Raw genomic sequence first — 17,756 nt, 5'->3', positions numbered from 1 at the left:
CAGCCTTTTTTATATGGATAACGGCCTGGGCCTGCTCAGGAGCGCCTACCTGAAATGCCCCGAACTTGCCCCATCGCTACAGGGCCTGCTATTTACCGTTATCCTCTCAACCCGCGCTTTCCTCCTCTCGCGTACCGGTTTTTCCCGTTTAGTCTGCTTACGATTTGCTCACTGTTTTTCTTGTAATTATAAATGCAAATCATTATCATTAATTTCATTATTGATGCACCGCCCTTTTAGCAGGAGCCCCGCATGCAGACACCCGTTCAACCGCCCCACCACGCCCTGAGCCAGCGCGACGAACTGGCCTGCTGGCGCCATTGGATTGCACAGGGAAACCTGGCCTTCCAGTCTCGAAATTACACCAACGCCCTGGCGCACTATCAACAAGCTCGCGCGTCTGTCCGGCCCCTGCTGTTTAATGCTTCGGATGGAGCTGACGCCACCATTGCCGCCTGGGTCATTGCCCATTTGAATCTGGCCGATGCCTGCGAACAGCTGGGTCAAAGCGACGAGCAGGGTCTGCACCTGTGCACCGCGCATGAAACCTTGTGCTGCGCCGCAGCCAACACCCACCTGGCTGATGACTGGCGCATGGCTGCCTGGCAACATAGCCGACGCACGTATGCCGAGCTGGCGCGCTATGCACGTCGCTATCCTCACCATGTCGCGACCTGCTCTGCCCTGTTCTTGGGGGCGGTCAGCCCGCAGGAGCGCTCTTTTTCTCATTAAGTTTCATGGTGTCCCCCACATGCGACCGACCTGGGGTTTATCGAGGAGTGCGTTTTGCCTTACACCTTACCTGCCCTGCCTTATCCCTACCATGCTTTGGAGCCGCATATCGACACCCGGACCATGGAGATTCACTACAGCAAACATCATCAGACCTATATCAATAATCTGAATGCGGCACTGGAGGCGGCCAAGCTGCCCTACCCGCCTGTTGATCAACTGATAGCCGGCCTGGATACCGTGCCTGAACCCCTGCGCAATATCGTGCGCAACAATGGAGGCGGTCACGCCAATCACAGCCTGTTCTGGACCGTCATGACACCCGATGCCGACACCACCCTTCCCAAGGTTCTGGCGCATGCGATAGACCGGGATCTGGGTAGCTTCGCGCACTTCAAGGATGCCTTTACCAAAGCGGCGATTTCACGTTTTGGCAGTGGCTGGGCCTGGCTGAGTGTGACACCCGAAAAGAAACTGGTGGTGGAGAGCACCGGCAATCAGGACAGCCCGCTGATGCACGGCAACACGCCCATTCTGGGTCTGGACGTGTGGGAACACGCCTACTATCTGAAGTATCAAAATCGACGGCCCGAATACATTGCGGCTTTCTTTCAAGTGATCAATTGGCCCGAAGTGCTAAGAAGATATTTGGAAGCCCTTACATAAAACGGGTTTACTGTTTGTCATTTTCCAGCCCCTCATCCCCCTATCTTCCTATTCAACGATAGCTGGCACCAAGCGCTTTGGCGTGTCTCCTGTTGCACGCAACCCTCCGCCTTTGGAGGGTTTTTGCGTTGTGAACCCAGCCCTACACAAGGCTGACGTCGAGTCTGGGTTTGGCCCGATTGCGCTCACCATCATCAAACGCTATGTTAATTATCAGCACCCTTATCACACCCGTCCTCAGGCCCCCACATGTTGAGTCTCTGCGATCGTATTCAATCCCTGCGTTCTCTGTTTCACTTCGATGCGGTGCAACTTCTGGGGTGCGCGCCGCAAAGCCGTACGCATCTGGAATTGCATTGCGAAGGCTATAACCTGAACTGTGCCTCTGCCTTGGGGACGGGTTTTCCGCAGATCTATGCACCAGGCTTCACAGCCCAAGCCTCTCCCCACGATTTGCTACCACCCTCCATTTCAGAATGCTCGGACGCCATGAATCCTCCTTTTCGCAGCACCGCCATCTATACCGATGCCTTGCTGCGTGGCGGGTTTCAGGATGGGATGACGGTCGAGTTGCAGCGTGGAGATTCCTATTTGGGGATGATTCACTTCTCCTCTCAACAAGCAGGAAGCTTCAATCGCCACGTTCGCACACTGGCCCTGGGCGCCAAGGTCTTGCTGGAGGAGGCCATGCAGAATATGGCCTGGCACCAAGGCACCATTTTGCATCTGGTACCCCAGGCCGGCGGGCTGGTCGTGCGCGAGGATATGCAAGCACAGGCGAACGCAATCAGCGGTACGCTGTTCAAAGCCCTGTCATTCATGGATCGGCAAACCTCCACGCTGCAGGCTTTCTGGCTGGAAGGCAGACAAAGCTACCGTTTACAGGCACAGCGCTTTCCGAAAGGAGATGTGCTGCTGCGACTGGTGCCCGCTGATTTGCCTGGTGGTCTGAGCGCAAAGGAAATGCAGGTACTGAGCTGGCTGCTTACGGGCCACACCGATCGGGAAATCGCCGCCAAGCTGTTTCTGAGTGAGCGCACCGTCCATTCGCATGTTACGTCCTTGCTGCGCAAGCTGGGCATTACCAGACGCACCGAAGCCGCTGTTAAAGCGGCTCTGAATCACTGGTATGTGCCGGATGCACAGGGTGCGATCCTGGCGGCGGTGCCCGGACTGTGCCACTAAAGAAGCAGTCCGGGATGCCGGTCCAGCCAGGCACTTCAGGAATTAACGCAGTCCACTCAACAAGGTTGCGGCTTCATCCACGCTAGCGCGCTCCGCATCCAAGAGCGTGTCGCCGCCCATCCCTCCCAGGAACTCCGCGTAAGGATCAGCCAGCGTGCGTACCCCGGTCAGTTCTTCAATCACGGCCTGGCCGCAAAATGGCAAGTAATGTGGGCTGTAACCCCCTTCCTGCACAAAAGCGATACGGCCTTCACAAACCTCTTCGGCACAGTCAATGATTTGACGCGCCATCTGGCGGAAACCGGACGCTGTCACCATCATGCGCGCCAAGGGGTCCATCATGCTGGCATCAAAACCCGAGCCCACGATAATCAGCTGCGGCTTGTAGCTCCGCAGCGCAGGCAGCACCACTTTCTCCATAGCATAAAGGTAAGCGGCATTCCCGCCGCCAGGAGGCAGGGGGATGTTCAAGTTGTAGCCCAGGCCTTCACCCTCACCGCGCTCAGTCGTGAAGCCGCTATTGGCCGGGAAGCACAGATGCTGGTGCAGGGAAATGGTCAGAACAGAAGGATCATTCCACCAGATATCCTGCGTACCATTCCCGTGGTGCACGTCCCAATCCAGAATCGCGACACGATCCAGACCCAGCTCCTCGCGGGCATAGGCCGCCGCTACCGAGGTATTATTGAAAATGCAAAAACCCATTGCCCCGGCACGGGGTGCATGGTGGCCGGGAGGATTGACCAGCGCATAGCCGTTGCTGACTTCACGGCTGACCACTTTCTTGACCAGCTCAATGGCGCCACCCGCAGACAGCATGGCAATTTCCAGCCCGCCATTGCCCATGGTGGTAATACCGTCCCCCGTGTCGCCCCCGGTGGGCAAGGCGCTGACGCGTTTCATGTTTTCCAGATGCTCGGCCGTATGAACACGCAAAATATCCTTGTCGCGTGCCGGCTTGGCCTGGATGCTGGTCAGATGATCAATTTGACCGGAGGCGCAAACCAGTTCGTGAAAGCGGCGCTTCGTATCAGGATGAGCCAGGTGGTGGCTGATCGGCTGTAAACGAGCTCCCAGATTGGCCGATGCAAGACTGCCCGTACCAGTATCCACCCAGCCGTAAAGCGTATTCCAGATGTATCCTGTTGCCATGTCGTCTCCTTTATTTTGGTTTGTGTGGCACAACCATAGTAGGGATTTAGACAACAGAACGAATCCGTAGGATTGCCGAATTTATAAACTGATCAGACAGCCCTCACGGCAAAAAAGGCAGAGGACACTCGTTTGCCGTGGGTGATTTCTGCCTCTCTCGTTGAGCTGATGTATGTATAGACGACGCGCAATGGCCAAGGCTTAAACCAGCTCTGCAACATTGATTATTCTTGCGCTGCATGCCTCAACCAACTCGGCATCGTAGCTGGCGAACAGCACAACACGATCGTGTGACCAGATCTGAAACTGTTCAGCCAAGGCAGCACGAGCCTGCATATCCAGGCCATTGCTCGGGCCATCAGCAATGATTACAGCCGGGTCACCTAAGGCGGCCGCCGTCAGAAACACCTTGCGCCGCGTTCCGGTCGACATCTGCTCAAAGCGCTTGTCCAGGTGCGGTTCCAAGCCCAAGCGACAGGCCAGATCCAGTACAGTGTCATCCACGTGGGTCTGCTTTTCTGTGGCGATTTGCTCCAGCAGCGCTCGGCCAGTGTGAGACGGAAACAACATGCAGTTGTCGGGCACATACGCCATGCGGGCGCGTGCTCGTCGGGGGGCTTTCATTAGCGAATGCCCATCTACCCACACTTCCCCCGTATCTGGTTCGAGCAAGCCAGCGATGATGTTCAGCAAGGTGGACTTGCCGGTACTGTCTTCTTCACAGAGCGCCACGCAGCCTGGCTGAAATGTATGAGTCAGTCCCTTGAAAACGGGATAGTCACCATAGTTTTTACTGAGATTGTCTATGCGTAGCATGCTGGAAATCACTGCCAAAGAAGCGCCCGGACAGTTACAAGATGCGCTGACGGGGCGGGATGAAAAACAAGTCGGGCACTACCCCGAACAGGGGCTTTAGTATAGGGCTTTATGGGCGGCTGTTTGGACTGCCTGCCGTGCCTTGGTCATGCGGGAGTCACCGGCTATGGGGCAAGGGCCGTGTCGAACAAAAGCGGGGCGGACCGCCATGCTCAGCTCTGTAGCCAAAGCCAGAAAATAGCCTGAATCAAGGCCGGCTTGTTCAGGCTATTTTTTCCCGCATGGCCACACCTAAGCCAATGCAGTATCCAGCAACATCATCAAGACAAAACCTATCATCAGACCGCCGGTTGCAAAGCTTTCATGCCCTTGTCGGTGTGATTCCGGAATAATTTCATGACTGATGACAAACAGCATGGCACCAGCGGCAAAGCCTAAACCAAAAGGCAGCAGCATCAGCGAACTGCTGACAGCAACGGCACCGAGCACCGCCCCTAAGGGCTCAACCAGACCGCTGGCCATGCCTAGAACCACCGCAAACGTACGGCTGTATCCCGCCGCCAGCAAAGCCAGCGCTACCACCAGCCCTTCAGGCACGTCCTGAATGGCAATCCCTGTGGCCAAGGCATTGGCACGTACGCCTTCATTACCTACATATCCCACCCCAATCGCCAAGCCTTCCGGGAAGTTGTGCAAGGTAATGGCGATGACAAACAGCCAAGCTCGACGCATGGTAGCCGAGGAGGAGCGGCTCGAACCTTCACGCCCCTTGATGAAATGCTCATGAGGCAGGATACGATCCAGCAGCATTAAAGCAGCAGCGCCCAGCAGGATTGACAAGCCGACAGCCAAACCCGCCCCCCAGGCGCCAGGGCCAAACACCTGCTGTTGCTTTGCCGCTTCCAGCCCCGGCAAAACCAGCGAAAAGGCACAGGCAGCCAACATCACCCCCGCCCCAAAACCATACAGCGTATCTTGCGTGCGCTGCGACATGGTTTGAGAAAACATGACGGGTATGGTGCCTAGCGCCGTAGCCAGTGCCGCGATGGAGCCTCCTACCAGGGCCTGTAAAACCACCGGGTGATCTTGCGCGTACAACCAGAACTGATGACAGATCGCCCAGACGCCCCCCATGGAAATGATGAGTCCAACCCACAGGCGCAAGTGTTGGCGCCAGTTCGGCGATATTCCCTTATTGGGCGAAAAATAGAGACTTGATTTCAGTTTCATCGCCATGCACCCCCAGAAAATGACGCCATCCAGGTATGCCTATGACAGACGCAAAGAGCTGCAAAACCGCTCCTGCAAAGGCATGGATGCCGTATCAACCATCATAGCGACTTCATCTGCGATTTAAAACACAAAAATAGAAACGATAACAATTCTCATTAGCATTTCAACAAATAAACCACAATCTATGCGATCAGCGTGGGGCTGGATGGCAATCCAGCCTGCTTTTTGTACTTTACAGTGCGATGCTAAACCGAATTAATGCTGCCTCACGCAGTTTGCACATCCTGTTTGATCGCCTCCAAGGCCTGGACCCGCTCAGCCACGGCGTTTTCCAATTGAATCAGCTCCTGCGTGAGCTGCTCCAGGCGTTGTTCAGCCTGCTCCACCACCTGTACCGCCCTCTCTTGGGCGCTATTCATCACCGCCTCACTCAAGCTGATGTACAGGCGGTTGTAGTCGATCAGTGGCGCCTGCCCTCCCCCGGCTCCTGGAAAACGTCATAGCCTATATGAGCAGGCAGATTCAGCGTCGGCAAGTCTGGCTGCGACAGCTGAAAGTTCGCCAGGGCAGTCCGGCTTAACTCGGCAAATTCCTTGCCCAGATTCTGGGCGAGATCGTTACGCACGGCGGCCACATCTTGCTGGGCCGCATGTTGTTCAAGCACTGCAGGCAATTGGGGCACCACCCGCCGCCAGCTACCTTCGGCCAATAGGTGTACGGCATCCTGCAAAACAAGCCTTTGCTCTTGGATACGTTGATGCAGTCGGGCAGCGGCCTGTTCCATCCCCACCGTCAAGGGCTCCAGAATAGCCTCTTCTAGATGATGTAATTGCAGTTCAGCAGGTTTGCGTCGCTTGTAGGCCAAAGCGGGCTCCAGCATGTTTTGCAGTGCCACGTATAAACGTGTAAACCCCGCCTGCTCCAACCCCTGCTCTTCATCCTGTTGGCTGCGCGCCATGTGAACAGACAGGGACACAGCCGGTTTGAGCACATCCCTGTCCAGCCCCCAATGGCTCAGGGCCTGCGCTGCCCGCGTCATGACGTCCTCTTCTTGCAGTTGACGATTATCAGCTGTCTTGTTGCAAAGCACTTTGACGATCTCGTCGTCGATCTCATCTTCCTCAATGCGATCACTGCGGGTAATTACAGGCAGCAAAGGCTTGTTGCGGCGCAATTCCACCCGCAGATCCTCCAGCTCATGAACTTGCCCCGGCGCACTGGAACTGCTCAGCCACAAAAGCGCATCCGTGCTTTCCAGAAACTGCTGTGTCAACGCCGCGTTATGGGCATTGACCGAATGCAGGCCGGGGGTATCGAGCAAGACCAGCTTGTCGCCTAGACAAACGCCTTGCAAGGCCACGGTGGTTTCTGTAGCGCCTTCCTGAAAACCCTCGGACATGGTCTGCAACTGCCCCTTTTCCAAACGAAAAAAATCCACACGCTGTCCATGACGGCGAAACCGCTCGGCAAGGAAGTTGCACAAGGAACTCTTCCCGGCATTAAAGGAGCCGAATACCAGCAGCATGATACGGTCGCGGAAACGCTCAGCCAGCTCTTGCGCTGGTATCAACGTAGTCCACGAGGTCGCCCAGCCTGCCCGGTGTTCCTGTAGCTGCTGGTTCAAATGCCCGACCGCGCGCGCCAAAGTTCCCTGCTCATGCAATCCAGTGTCGGACAAGACCTGGGTCAAGGTGGCTTGCTCCAATTCCGTCAACCACTGTTCCATTCTGGTAATAGCGGGCTGACTTTCCTGGCAGGCAGGCTGCAGATCGGCGATTGCCCGGATAAGGATGCTTTCCGCTGACATCAGACACCCTCCAAGAGCGCCAATTCCTCCAGAGCCTGGCGGGTCTGCTGAAGCTGTTTCTGGCTTGTCTCGATCTGTGCTTCCAACGCCCTGCGGCCCTCCGAAATCTCAAAATAATGCGTGAAATCCTGGACCAGTTTGTCGCGCCCGGCCTGCTCGCAGAAGATGCGGCGCAGATCGGCACGGTACTTCACCGACACACCCATCACCGCAATCATGACGGTGTCCATACTGCGCACCGAGGTCTGTTGCGCTGCAGGTAAACCCACGGCACCGTATTCCACCAGATGACCATTGATCGCAATACACGCACGCGAATAGGCGATCTGCAACCGGGCACGCTCTTGCTTGCCCGCTGTCATCTTGAAGCCGAATTCGGCCGTATCCGGCACCAGCGAATGGTCCACCCCCGCGGCATTGACCAGCGGTTCCAGATCCTTCTCGATGCCTTCCAGAACCTTGCGCAAACCCTCAACAAAATCAATATGCTGCTGCTTTTGCGTCTGCTGCAGGCTGTGCAGACTTTGCTCTTGCATCTGCTGCAAGGCGCTCAATTCTTGTGTCAGCTCGGTCAGCAAGGCGTCACGCTCGAACTCGCGGGCTTGCGGCACACGCTTCAAGGCGGCTTCCAAAGAAGCCTGCAAAGCCGCAATGCCACTTTTCTCCAGCATGCGCGGCTTGCCACCGTCGCGGCCCTGACGATAACGGGTGCTGGAGACGGGATGCAGCAAGCAGCCTGGGCATTGCTGTGCAATCGAATCAAGCACTTTCTCTTGCTGCTGCTCATCGGCCAATTGGTCGATCTGGCTGATCACCAACAGAGTCTGACGCCGCGAACGCTGGTGATCTGCGGCCAGCTCCTGCAACAAGCTGCTTTCCAACGCGTCCAGCTCACCTTCTTTGGCTGCGTGGACAAAGAGGCGGATATCAGCCTGCAAACCCAGCGCCTCGCGAGCCAGCGCATCATCTTGCAAGGCCACGTCTGCGTACAGACCCGGTGCGTCCAACCAGCGCACACCTTCATGCACATGCTCGGCCAGCGCAATCGTTTCGCGACGGTCGGCCACATTGAAAATATCGCTGCCCATCAACTCATTGAGCAAACGGCTTTTGCCGTGATTGTATTTGCCGACCACGGTCACGGTGGGCGGCACCTCTTTTTGGAGGAGGACGCGCAGACGGTCCAGGTCCCAGCGGCGCTGCGGCAGCACGGCCAACACGGCGTCCCAGACATGATCGAGGGATACTGCCAACTGATTCATAGTCTCTTCCTTTTCTCATTTTTGCCAGAGCCCAGCACCCAATAGGCCAGCAGGCCAAAGACCACGCCCCAAAAGGCGGCACCCAGCCCAAACAGACTCATGCCCGAAGCGCTTGTCAAAAACGTAATGACAGACGGCTCGATATAAGCATCCTCACTGGTCATTACCCGCATATTGGCCACAATGGCTCCAATCAGTGCCAGACCGGCCAGCGCCGCGATCAGCGAGGCGGGTAAGGCAGTAAACAAATACACAATTGAGCCGGCAAAGGTGCCGCCCAAAAGATAAAACACGCCATTGGCGACACCGGCCATATAACGCCTGCCTGGATCGGGATGGGCGTCCTTGCCAGTACACAAGGCCGCAGTAATCGAGGACAACACGGTGGTGATGCCGCCAAAGCAGGCCATCCCTATCGAGGCCAAACCCGTGCCGACAAGAATGGGGCGTGACGGTGTGGGATAGCCGGCCAATTGCAGTACCGCCATGCCAGGCAGGTACTGGCCTGTCAAACTGACCAGCACCAGGGGCAAGGTCAGACTGAGCAGGGTCGCGATATTGAATGCGGGACTGATCCAGACCGGGCTGGCCAGCGCCAACTCAAAAGCGTCCAGTTGCACCTGCCCGCTGAGCATTGCCATCCCGAATCCCGACAAGGCCACCAGGACAATCGCATAACGCGGCAAGAGGCGTTTGCCCAGCACATACACCGCCACCATCACCAGCACGATAGCGGGCATTTCGCCACTGGCCTGGAACGTCGCCAGCCCGAACTGCAACAAAATACCGGCCATCATGCCGGCGGCGATTCCTTTAGGAATAAAAGAGAGAATCTTCTCAAAGCCACCGCTTAAACCAATCAGGACGATAATCAGGGCGGCGCTGAGATACGCGCCCACCACTTCGGGCATGGTGATGCCGGGAAACAGGGTCAACAGCAAGGCCGTGCCCGGTGCAGACCAGGCGGTAATAATGGGCAGCTTTAACCACGCACTCAGGACCAAGCCGCTCAGGCCGGCACCTATGGAAATGGCCCAAATCCAGGAAATCAGCTCTGCCTGGGCAATTCGTCCGACCTGTGCGGCCTGGATAAAGATCAGCAAGGGTCCGGCATAGGCAATCAAGACCGACAAAAACCCCGCCACCCAAACGGATGCCGAACCAGTTTTCAATCCCATCGTTTTGTCTCCCCAGACGGGTTATCAGCATAGTCAACGGACACGGCCCTAGGCCGTGCTGGGATCGCAGCCTGGTTTTTTTATTATTGGCCCGTCCCCAGGAACACACGCCCTGCCAAGCGACCGCAAGCCCAAAGCACCACGCGGAAGATCTTCTTGTGGTCACCCCCCACAGCAGGGCACAGGGCAAAAGTATGGCACGGGCATGCTTCTTATCGCTGGCCGCCTCCGGACCAGCAAGGTGTCCGCAAGGCAGCCATATTCTGAGCCGTATAGGACAGTCAGGTTTTAAATGGCCGACGGGTGGGTGGCCAAGGGTGTCACGTTGATCTGCATATAGGGGAACAAGGGCAAGGCACTGAGCAGATTGTGCAGCTCTTCATTGCTCTCTACATCGAACACGCTGTAGTTGGCGTACTGACCCACCACACGCCAGATATGCGGCCACTTGCCAGAACGTTGCAGATCCTGCGAGTAGGCTTTTTCTTCGGCCTTGATGCGAGCAGCCTCTTCGGCCGGCAGGGAGTCAGGGATATCAACAATCATGTGTACCAGATAAAGCATGGTGTTCCTTTCTAAAAACAAGCGCTCGGGCACTTAGGCCTGGGCTAAAAAATTCAGTACGGCACGCTCGAAGGCTTCGGGCGCTTCCAGGTTGGACAGATGCGAGGCCGGTACGACCGCCACGGTGGAACCAGGAATACGGGCTTGCATGGCCTGGGCATCGGCAACCGTTGTAACCGGGTCCCACTGGCCCGCGACCAGTAACGTCGGTGCCGCAATACGGCTGATCTGATCACGCAGATCCGACTCGGCCAAGGCATCACAGCAAGCGGCATAACCCAGGGGGTCCAGCTTGGCCAGTGCGTCCTGCATGGCTTTGACCAACTGCGGCGATTGCTGGATGAAGGCCTCACCGAACCAGCGCGACGGCGCCGAATCGGCCAAGGTACGCATCTGAGCGGCACCGCCTTGACGCAACGCCTCGGCGCGTTCCTGCCAGGCTTGGGCGGTACCAATCTTGGCCGCACTGTTGCACACGATCAACGCATTCAAGCGCTCCGGCGCATTCACCCCCATCCATAAACCGGTGTGCCCCCCCATGGACAGGCCGCAAAACGCAGCGCGTTCAATATCCAGCGCATCCAGAATCGCCAGCACATCACGCCCCAAATCCTTGAAACGGTATGGGCCAGGAGTCACCGGGCTGCCGCCATGACCACGAGTGTCATAACGAATCAGGCGATAAGACTGGGCGAAACCTGCCACCTGTGGGTCCCACATCTCGTGTGTGGTACCCAGGGAGTTGCTCAGAATCAGGGCCGGAGCCAGCGGATCGCCCTGCACGCTGACGCGGAACCTGCCCTGGGCGGTATTCAAGATGCCAGTGCTGCCTGTCATTGCTCTTCTTCCCGCGCAGCTGGGGCGACGGGCAAACCAATCATTTCCTCCAGAGCTTCATGGGTCAAACCGGGCACCAGATCGATCAACTGCAAACCGTCCGGCGTGCAGGCCAAGGTAGCCAGATCGGTGTAAACGCGTTTGACGCAGGCAAGCCCCGTCAGGGGATAGGTGCAATGCTCCACCAGCTTGCTCGCACCTTGCTTGGTCAACACATCCATCATGACCCAAGTCTGTTTGGCGCCAATCGCCAGGTCCATGGCACCGCCGACCGCTGGGATCGCGCCCGGTTCGCCGGTACTCCAATTGGCCAGATCACCCGTGGCCGACACCTGGAAAGCACCCAGCACACAAATATCCAGGTGACCGCCCCGCATCATGCCGAAACTGTCGGCATGATGGAAAAATGCGCCCCCGGGCAGGAGAGTCACCGCCTGCTTGCCCGCATTGATCAGGTCGTAATCCTCCTGACCGGCAGCCGGTGCCGGGCCCATGCCCAAAATACCGTTCTCACTGTGCAAAACGACTTCCACGCCTGCGGGCAAATGATTGGCGACCAACGTCGGCATGCCAATACCCAGATTCACATAGGCACCGTCATGAATGTCCCGGGCGACGCGCTGCGCCAATTCGTCTTTGCTGCGACGTTGATAACTGAGTGTCATGCTGTCCTCTTTCATGCTCTGTCCATTCATGCCTTGAACCCGCCTGCTTCTGTGCGACTGCGTGGCACCACCACGACGCGACGCACATGAATGCCCGGCGTCACGATGGTTTCAGGGTCCAGCTGACCCAGCTCAACCAGCTCGAACACACTGGCAATCGTGGTGCGCGCCGCCGTCGCCATGACCGGACCGAAGTTGCGCGCCGCCATGCGGTAAGTCAAATTCCCCCAACGGTCTCCCCGTTCGGCCTTGATCAGGGCGACATCGCCGTGAATGGGCTCTTCATAGACATGCCAGCGTCCGTTGATCAAACGTGTTTCCTTGTCCTTGGCCAATTCCGTACCATAGCCTGTAGGGCAAAAAAAGCCGCCGATGCCTGCACCAGCAGCGCGCAACCGTTCGGCCAGATTGCCCTGCGGCACCAGCTCCAGCTCGATCTTGCCACTGCGATACAGATCATCAAATACCCAGGAGTCTGCCTGACGGGGAAAGCTGCAGATAATCTTGCGGACCCGGCCAGTCTTGAGTAAGGCCGCCAGCCCCACATCGCCGTTACCTGCATTATTGTTGACGATGGTCAGGTCGCGAGCGCCTTGCTCGATCAAACCGTCGATCAGCTCCGTGGGTATGCCAGCCGTTCCAAAACCACCGACCAGAATCGTGGCGCCGTCCTGCACATCATGCAAAGCCTGTGCAACACTGCTTACCTGTTTATCGATCACTCCGTTCTCCGTATAAAGCGCTGACGCTACGGATGGGCTCAGCCCTGACGTCAGGCACAGCAAAAACAAATCAGCCCAACGCCCCGTTTAACAAGTAAACGCGGGCGCTGGACTGATGCAGAACTTAGGCGGCCAGACGCGGGCGATTCACAATCTGGTTGTCCTTGCCGTCGACCAGCGGGGTCAAGGCAATATCAAACACGATCTCTGCAAAAGGACCATCCAGGTTTTCAGCCGCGATGCGGGCGGGGTCCGTCTGCTCGGTCAGGGGCGGAACCAGACCTTCACGGGTGGCATAGGCAAAGTCGTCGTACACCAGCGGATCGCCATCAATATTGATCTGCGTGGTCAGTTTACGGTGGCCGGGAGCCGTCACAAAGAAGTGAATATGCGCAGGACGGTTGCCGTGACGGCCCAGCTCGTTGAGCAAGCCTTGGGTTGGGCCATCGGGAGGACAGCCGTAACCCTTGGGCACAATGCTCTGGAATTTGTAGCGACCATTCTCATCGGTAATGATGGTGCGACGCATATTAAAAGCTTGTTGCTCGCCAGTGGGGTCAAAGTGGGAGTAAAAGCCCTTCGTGTTGGCGTGCCAGACTTCAACCTGGGCACCCGCAATTGGCTTGCCATCCGCACCCGCGACCACACCATGCATGATCAGGGTTTCACCCGCGGTATCGGAACCGTCGTCCAGACGGGCAAAACCGTGCTCCACCGGAGCGCCCGATACGTACAAGGGGCCTTCAATGGTACGGGGGGTCCCGTTGTCCAGACCCAGCTCCTTGTCCAGCGCGTCCATGCGCATGTCCAGGAAACGGTCAAAGCCCAGACCGGGGGACAACAGGCCCGCTTCGCTGGCGGTGCCCAGACGGTTTAGATAGGCGATCGCCGCCCAGTATTCGTCGTTGGTGATTTCCAGATCTTCAATGGTCTTGAACAGATCGCTGATGATGCGGTGCATGATCTGCTTGACGCGTGGATTGCCACCGGGCTGATCCAGGCCCGAGGCCAAACGCAGGAAGTCCTGTACATCGGGGTATCGAAAATCTTAACGCTCATTCTGTGTCTCCTAATATCCTGAAAAAAGTGTTCCCAGCAACGCCGCTACGACTGGCTTGCCGATGCGCCTAGGCAGCCGAGCCAACACTGACGTGTGTCCTGTCGCGACGGAAATACTGGACACGATCCTCGTCCAGTACGATACCCAAACCCGGCCCTTGAGGTATCTGTAATTCAAAATTGCTGTATTTGAGTGGCTCTGCCAGAATTTCCTCGGTCAAGAGCAAAGGCCCGAACAACTCCGTGCCCCACTGCAACTGGTTGACGGTGGCAAACACATGAGCCGCCGCAATCGTGCCGATCGCCCCTTCCAGCATCGTGCCGCCATACAGCTCAATCCCCGCTGCTTCAGCAATGGCCGCAACCTGCAGGGCAGCCCGCAAACCGCCAGACTGTTCAATCTTGATTGCAAACACATCCGCTGCACCGTCGCGTGCCAGCGCAAAGGCGGAGGCCGGGCCAGTCAGGGACTCATCGGCCATCAAAGCAATCGGAAAGCGGCCTTTCAGCTCAGCCATCGCCTCGGCGCGTCGTACCGGCTGCTCCACCAAGGAGCAAGCTGCATCCACCAGACCAGCCAAACCATGCTGAGCCTGCAAGGGGCTCCAGGCCATGTTCACGTCCACACGCACTTCGGCGCGATCGCCCAACGCCTTCTTGATGGCAGCCACGTGCGCCACATCATCCTTGACGGGACGACGACCAATTTTGAGTTTGAAAATACGGTGACGTGCCTGGGCCAACATGCGCTCGGCCTCATCAATGTCCTTGGCGGTGTCACCCGACGCCAGTGTCCAGGCAACAGGCAGGCTGTCGCGCATGCGGCCGCCCAGCAGGTGCGAAACCGGCAGACCGGCACGCTTGCCCAGGGCATCAAACAGCGCCGTTTCCACCGCACTCTTGGCAAAACGGTTGTCCTGAATCGCCGTGTTCAGACGAGCCATGATGGCCGGCACCGCATTGGCATTGGCTCCCAGCAGCAAAGGGGTGAAATAGGTGTCGATGGCCAGCTTCATACCCTCGGGCGATTCCGCGCCATAGGCCAGACCACCGATGGTCGTACCCTCGCCCACCCCCACCGAACCGTCCGAGCAATACAAACGCACCAGCATCAAGGTCTGGCCTTGCATGGTCGTCATCGCCAATTGATGAGGTCGGATCGTGGGCAGATCCAGCAGCAAAGTCTCCACCCGCTCGATCAGGGCCGGCGCTGCTAATAGTTGAGAAGATTGCGTGTGTTCCATGCCTTGATTGAACACGAATCAGCCCTGCTCTTTCCAAGACTAAATAGGTCTAGTTCCATACCTTACAGGTATAGTTTCTGATATAAATATTAAAAATCAAGAATCTAAACTTCATCAATCCAGCCCAGGTATGGTTTTCCCTTATGGATCTACGCCAACTCAAGTACTTTGTCGCTGTAGCCGAAACCCGCAACTTCACCCGGGCGTCCGAACGCCTGCACATGGCCCAGCCACCGCTGAGCCGACAGATCCAACTGTTGGAAGAAGAGCTGGGTGTGACCTTGCTGCTGCGCAATTCCCGACCTCTGCGGCTGACGGAGGCGGGGCGGGTGTTTTATGAACAGTCCTTGCAGATTCTGAGCCGAGTGGACCAACTCGTACACACCACTCGGCAGATCGGGCTGAATCAGCGCCAAACCCTGTCGATTGGCTTTGTCGCCTCCACCCTGTATGGCGGCCTGCCCGCGCTAATGCGCAAACTGCGCCATCAGTACCCGGAAGTCGACTTGCAAACCGTGGAGCTGACATCCATGCAGCAACTGGAGGCCTTGAAGTCAGGACGGATTGATGTGGGGTTCGGTCGAATACGGCTCAATGATGCGTCCGTGCAAAGAACGGTGTTGCGGGAAGAGCAACTGGCCCTGGCCATTCCCCCAGCTCGGATCTGGCCAGTTCGGACAAGGCTGTGAGCTTGAAAAAAGTGCAAGGGCAAAAGTTGATTGTCTATCCCAAAGAGCCCAGGCCCAGCTTTGCCGATCACGTGCTGCACCTGCTGCACGACCACAGCGTGCGTCCGGCTGAAGTCTATGAAGCGGGGGAAATTCAAGCCGCCTTGGGGCTGGTGGCTGCCGATTCGGGACTGTGCCTGATTCCTACTTCGGCACGCCTGCGCAACGATCTGCACTATCGCTTGATCGAAGAAGCGCAGGCGACCTCACCGATTATTCTGACGCACAGGATAAATGATCAGGCCTGGTATATCGAGGCGATCAAAAGCCTGGTTGCCGACATGTAAAAGATGGTCACGCTGGGTCAAACAATCGGACTCAAGCTCACTAGAACGGCGATAAGCGCTAGCCCCCTTAGCGCTTGCAGACTTCCTGCCGCAGTTGCTCTGCCGACAGCTTGATCATTTTGCCGTTCTCCACCAGCACCACCGAGGTATTGGTTTGTATGGCCACAAAACGGGCCGACTGTGCAGCGCGTTCCAAGGCGGCCAAGGAAGCCCGCAAGTCCGGATTTTTTGCTTTGGAAATATCTTCTTTATTCATCTTTCTCTCCCCACTCCAGCAAGACTGGCACACTGCCCGCGTTATCGTATAAAACCCAGTCATCCACGGTGTCCCGATAATGATGCAGGAAGTTCTTCATGCCAGCCGCAAAGCGGCGACGAATGACGGCTTCGGGAATATTATGTCCACCTTGCCGAACCCGTTCTGCCACCCGTGCGATCGCCATCTCCGCATCGGGCAGACTTAAAAAATACAGACTGACTCTATAACCGAGTGCCTGCCACTGTTGAATATGGCGGACATACGCCTGGCCGGACAAGGTTGTCTCCAGCGCAAAACTCTCGCCCAGACGAACCGCTTCTTTGAGCTCGTCGAGCATCAGGCGTCCAGCTTTGATGGCAGCACTCTCTGGCGCAAACGGCGATAAGCCGGCCGCGATCAGGTCGGCATTGATAAAACGTGGCACCTCCGCCTCAACTGGAAGGAAAGAGCGCGCAAACGTCGTCTTGCCTGCCCCGTTCGGGCCAGCAATGATCAAAATCTTTTTGCTCTTGCCCGTCTCAGCGATGTTGCCAGACATAAATACACCTAAACAATGTCCTCATTGATTAGATTTGTATCATAGATTGGCGAAAAGGCCAGCCGGACGCCCCCGGCGCAGCCTGCCCGGCAGCAATAAACCCGGTTTCAGTGCGGCGGGCCGGCTTTCCGAAGGCAGCAGCCCCTCTTCAGAAAAGCCGGCGAAGCGACCTTTCGTTCAGCGCACGCCGCACTTGATTTAGAGGCGTTTTTTCAAGGGGCAGCTCTTTAGGCCAAGCATGGTGTACAGCGGGCAAACCCCCACCAGACCCGTAATGAGCGGAATCAGACCCAGCCAGCCCCACCAACCAATCACGTTGGTCACCGCCAGGACGATCAACACCAGCCCGACAACGATACGAGCGATACGATCCAAACCACCTACATTGCTTTTCATGGCTCATCCTTTCAACACAAGAAACAAGAAAAAACGCGGCGGGCAATGACCTGCGTAACGGGCATTGTCACCCGCCCTGTTTTCTGCCGCCTACAGGCTCAGGGACAGAAAATATCTTTCAGGGTGCCAATCAGTCTGGCGACATTCGGGTCTTCAATTCGGTAGTACAGCGTCTGGGCCTGTCGTCTATAGCTGACCAAGCCCTCCTGCCGCATCCGAGCAAGATGCTGTGACAAAGCCGATGGGCTAAGTGCCACCATCTCGTTCAAGGCGCCCACACTCATCTCGCCTTGCTGAATTAACAAACACAAGATGACCAAGCGCTTAGGGTTGCCAACAGCCTGCAACAAGGCAGCAGCTTGTTGCGCGCTCTCTTGCAAAAGCTCAATGTCGGATTTGCGTTGGATCATGGTTTTGCGAAGGTTT

General features: G+C 56.9%; 19 protein-coding genes and 2 pseudogenes. 4 read left to right on the top strand and 17 right to left on the bottom strand.

Translation table 11 applies throughout. The features are described 5' to 3' along the window. Positions 1 to 252: 252 nt before the first annotated feature. From FE795_RS07515 to FE795_RS07505, 3 genes are all read left to right on the top strand, one after another. The gene (locus tag FE795_RS07515) at positions 253 to 732 is read left to right on the top strand and encodes a hypothetical protein (protein ID WP_003801203.1); all 480 of its coding nucleotides are present in this window, start codon (positions 253 to 255) and stop codon (positions 730 to 732) included. Between the two features lie 54 nt (positions 733 to 786). Further along, positions 787 to 1,398, top strand: a complete 612-nt coding sequence (locus FE795_RS07510) for a superoxide dismutase (protein ID WP_131071658.1) — start codon at positions 787 to 789, stop codon at positions 1,396 to 1,398. Between the two features lie 249 nt (positions 1,399 to 1,647). After that, complete coding sequence (locus FE795_RS07505) at positions 1,648 to 2,583, top strand: helix-turn-helix transcriptional regulator (protein WP_131071657.1); 936 nt, start codon at positions 1,648 to 1,650, stop codon at positions 2,581 to 2,583. A 42-nt stretch (positions 2,584 to 2,625) separates the two neighbouring features. Here the strand turns inward: FE795_RS07505 and FE795_RS07500 are convergent, their stop codons facing one another. The 13 genes and pseudogenes from FE795_RS07500 to FE795_RS07445 form a co-directional block, all read right to left on the bottom strand. Then, a complete protein-coding gene (locus FE795_RS07500; protein WP_131071656.1) occupies positions 2,626 to 3,735 on the bottom strand; it encodes a class II histone deacetylase in 1,110 nt (369 codons plus the stop codon). A 201-nt stretch (positions 3,736 to 3,936) separates the two neighbouring features. Beyond that, a complete protein-coding gene (locus tag FE795_RS07495) occupies positions 3,937 to 4,551 on the bottom strand; it encodes an ABC transporter ATP-binding protein (RefSeq protein WP_131071655.1) in 615 nt (204 codons plus the stop codon). 291 nt (positions 4,552 to 4,842) lie between these two features. Beyond that, on the bottom strand, positions 4,843 to 5,781 hold the full coding sequence (locus FE795_RS07490; protein ID WP_165477557.1) for a ZIP family metal transporter: 939 nt from the start codon (positions 5,779 to 5,781) through the stop codon (positions 4,843 to 4,845). Positions 5,782 to 6,050: 269 nt separating this feature from the next. Next, positions 6,051 to 6,203, bottom strand: coding sequence for a hypothetical protein (locus tag FE795_RS17250; RefSeq protein WP_230406292.1), 153 nt, complete (start codon positions 6,201 to 6,203; stop codon positions 6,051 to 6,053). Positions 6,204 to 6,244: 41 nt separating this feature from the next. Then, positions 6,245 to 7,591 carry a dynamin family protein gene (locus FE795_RS07485; protein WP_230406291.1) on the bottom strand — a complete coding sequence of 449 codons (1,347 nt, stop codon included), beginning with the start codon at positions 7,589 to 7,591 and terminating at the stop codon, positions 6,245 to 6,247. Continuing rightward, entirely contained in the window at positions 7,591 to 8,853 is a 1,263-nt protein-coding gene (locus FE795_RS07480) for a GTPase (protein ID WP_131071652.1), read from the bottom strand. Before FE795_RS07480 ends, FE795_RS07485 begins: the two co-directional genes overlap by 1 nt. Then, positions 8,850 to 10,031, bottom strand: coding sequence for a benzoate/H(+) symporter BenE family transporter (locus tag FE795_RS07475; protein ID WP_131071651.1), 1,182 nt, complete (start codon positions 10,029 to 10,031; stop codon positions 8,850 to 8,852). The genes FE795_RS07480 and FE795_RS07475 overlap by 4 nt, the downstream gene beginning before the upstream one ends. A gap of 288 nt (positions 10,032 to 10,319) precedes the next feature. Further along, a complete protein-coding gene (gene catC, locus FE795_RS07470; protein ID WP_003801221.1) occupies positions 10,320 to 10,595 on the bottom strand; it encodes a muconolactone Delta-isomerase in 276 nt (91 codons plus the stop codon). Positions 10,596 to 10,628: 33 nt separating this feature from the next. Further along, positions 10,629 to 11,432, bottom strand: coding sequence for a 3-oxoadipate enol-lactonase (gene pcaD, locus FE795_RS07465; protein WP_219235958.1), 804 nt, complete (start codon positions 11,430 to 11,432; stop codon positions 10,629 to 10,631). Next, positions 11,429 to 12,127, bottom strand: a complete 699-nt coding sequence (locus tag FE795_RS07460) for a 3-oxoacid CoA-transferase subunit B (RefSeq protein ID WP_329956485.1) — start codon at positions 12,125 to 12,127, stop codon at positions 11,429 to 11,431. Before FE795_RS07460 ends, pcaD begins: the two co-directional genes overlap by 4 nt. Continuing rightward, entirely contained in the window at positions 12,124 to 12,819 is a 696-nt protein-coding gene (locus FE795_RS07455) for a 3-oxoacid CoA-transferase subunit A (protein ID WP_219235957.1), read from the bottom strand. The genes FE795_RS07460 and FE795_RS07455 overlap by 4 nt, the downstream gene beginning before the upstream one ends. 124 nt (positions 12,820 to 12,943) lie before the next feature. Further along, a pseudogene (gene catA, locus FE795_RS07450) lies at positions 12,944 to 13,878 on the bottom strand (catechol 1,2-dioxygenase). A 68-nt stretch (positions 13,879 to 13,946) separates the two neighbouring features. Beyond that, the gene (locus tag FE795_RS07445) at positions 13,947 to 15,122 is read right to left on the bottom strand and encodes a muconate/chloromuconate family cycloisomerase (RefSeq protein ID WP_193353489.1); all 1,176 of its coding nucleotides are present in this window, start codon (positions 15,120 to 15,122) and stop codon (positions 13,947 to 13,949) included. A 143-nt stretch (positions 15,123 to 15,265) separates the two neighbouring features. Between FE795_RS07445 and FE795_RS07440 the strand changes: the two are divergent. Continuing rightward, positions 15,266 to 16,137: pseudogene (locus FE795_RS07440) on the top strand (LysR family transcriptional regulator). A 67-nt stretch (positions 16,138 to 16,204) separates the two neighbouring features. Here FE795_RS07440 and FE795_RS07435 read toward each other — a convergent pair. The 4 genes from FE795_RS07435 to FE795_RS07420 all read right to left on the bottom strand — a co-directional run bounded on the left by FE795_RS07435 (position 16,205) and on the right by FE795_RS07420 (position 17,740). Further along, complete coding sequence (locus FE795_RS07435; protein WP_003801236.1) at positions 16,205 to 16,393, bottom strand: hypothetical protein; 189 nt, start codon at positions 16,391 to 16,393, stop codon at positions 16,205 to 16,207. Continuing rightward, positions 16,386 to 16,934, bottom strand: coding sequence for a zeta toxin family protein (locus FE795_RS07430; protein ID WP_003801238.1), 549 nt, complete (start codon positions 16,932 to 16,934; stop codon positions 16,386 to 16,388). The genes FE795_RS07435 and FE795_RS07430 overlap by 8 nt, the downstream gene beginning before the upstream one ends. 198 nt (positions 16,935 to 17,132) lie before the next feature. Continuing rightward, a complete protein-coding gene (locus FE795_RS07425) occupies positions 17,133 to 17,330 on the bottom strand; it encodes a YgaP family membrane protein (RefSeq protein WP_219235955.1) in 198 nt (65 codons plus the stop codon). 98 nt (positions 17,331 to 17,428) lie between these two features. Then, positions 17,429 to 17,740, bottom strand: coding sequence for an ArsR/SmtB family transcription factor (locus tag FE795_RS07420; protein ID WP_003801242.1), 312 nt, complete (start codon positions 17,738 to 17,740; stop codon positions 17,429 to 17,431). Between the last annotated feature and the right edge of the window lie 16 nt (positions 17,741 to 17,756).

It is taken from the genome of Alcaligenes ammonioxydans, assembly GCF_019343455.1.
In the GTDB taxonomy this organism is placed as follows: Bacteria; Pseudomonadota; Gammaproteobacteria; order Burkholderiales; family Burkholderiaceae_B; genus Alcaligenes; species Alcaligenes ammonioxydans.
Note: the sequence above shows the minus strand (reverse complement) of the source record. Positions and strands in the feature narration are given on the sequence as shown.